This is a genomic window from Aerococcus sp. L_32 (genome assembly GCF_050689315.1).
On record NZ_JBOEQF010000459.1, the window covers coordinates 1 to 1,483 of the forward strand.

Annotated in this window: 2 protein-coding genes; both read left to right on the forward strand. The window is 45.7% G+C overall.

Features of this window, described 5'->3' with window-relative positions:
* A partial coding sequence (locus ACRCJ0_RS13880; RefSeq protein WP_431390817.1) for a helicase-related protein occupies positions 1-1,045 on the forward strand: 1,045 nt, incomplete at its 5' end.
* Between the two features lie 102 nt (positions 1,046-1,147).
* Positions 1,148-1,483, forward strand: a 336-nt coding sequence (locus ACRCJ0_RS13885) for an NTP transferase domain-containing protein (RefSeq protein ID WP_431390818.1), incomplete at its 3' end; no start/stop codon positions are given.

Below are 1,483 nucleotides of genomic sequence, written 5' to 3' on the forward strand. Positions count from 1 at the left end.
ATGGGCACGAGCTGTTGACTTCAAAGCCATGAAAATTATTGGTGGCGCGAATGTGAAGCGGCAAATTGAGAAAATTAGAGAAAGACCGGATATTATTGTCGGGACTTCGGGCCGGATGATTGAACTGATTGACCAACGTAAGTTGAAGGTTCATGAAGTGGATACCATCATTATTGATGAGGCGGATGCCTTGTTAGACGAGGAACATATTGGCCAAACCAAGCAATTGGTTAAAAAATTACCGGGTAGAGCGCAAGTGGCTTTATTCTCAGCAACAGTACCAGATACTTTGGCTGGTTTAGCTAGTGATTTATTGGCTGAACCTGTGATTGAATTGGCAGCTGAAAAAATAGGAACGGCCTTTGAAAAACAACGGCAAGATGGCTATATTAACGTTCCTGTTCGTAAGCGTGACGATATGTTGCGTCGACTTGCTCAAGTTGAGGGAATGCAGGCCTTAGTCTTTGTCCGTACGGTAGCTGAAATTGAACAGTTGCAACAAAAATTGCAGTTCAACCATATTCAAACGGCTTACTTGCATTCGAAGATGGCGGCGCAAAACCGCCAGCAAGCCATTGCCAAGTTCACGAAGGGTGAATATACTTACCTATTTACAACGGATGTGGCGGCACGTGGTTTGGATATTGAAGACCTACCTTTGGTTATTCAGTATGATTTACCAGCGACCCCTGAACAATATACTCATCGGGCTGGGCGAACTGGCCGTATGGGGAAAGAGGGGATTGTCCTGACTTTCGTTAACGACCGTTCGCTTAGAGATTTGAAGAAGCAGGTTGGTGATGATATTCAGCTGACAGCATTCTATACTTATGGGGGGCAACTGACGGACCAGGTACCGAGTGCGAGCCAGAACGACGAAGACCAACCCCTTTTACAGGAAGAAAAAGAGGGGACGGCTGTCAAAGCAAAAGCGCGGGTGAAAAAACCGAAACAAGCGAACAAAGCGGCGGCACCGGCGAAGGCGCGCAAGAAGAACCGAAAGCGAGATAATAAGAATAAAGGGGCTAGACGGCACAAGGATTAATCTGGACTGGTCGAGCAACTTGGAATTCGATACAATGAAGTAGTAATTTTGAGATAAATATTGAATAGTGGATAAATGATTTTAGAGGAGTGAATGTACATAATGAGCAACCGTTATGCAGTAATTCTAGCGGCAGGTAAAGGGACTCGTATGAAGTCTAAGTTGTATAAGGTGTTACACCCAGTTGCGGGTAAACCTATGGTAGACCACGTATTGACTAGTGTGAATGACGCTGGGATTGATGAAGTGGTGACAATTGTCGGGCATGGTGCGGAAGCGGTCCAAGAGTTATTGGGCGACCGTACGGCTTATACAACGCAAACGGAGCAATTAGGCACTGGTCATGCGGTGCAACAAGCGGCGAGTGAATTGGCTGATAAAGAAGGTACTACTTTAGTTATTTGTGGTGACACGCCTTTATTTACAGCGGATACGATC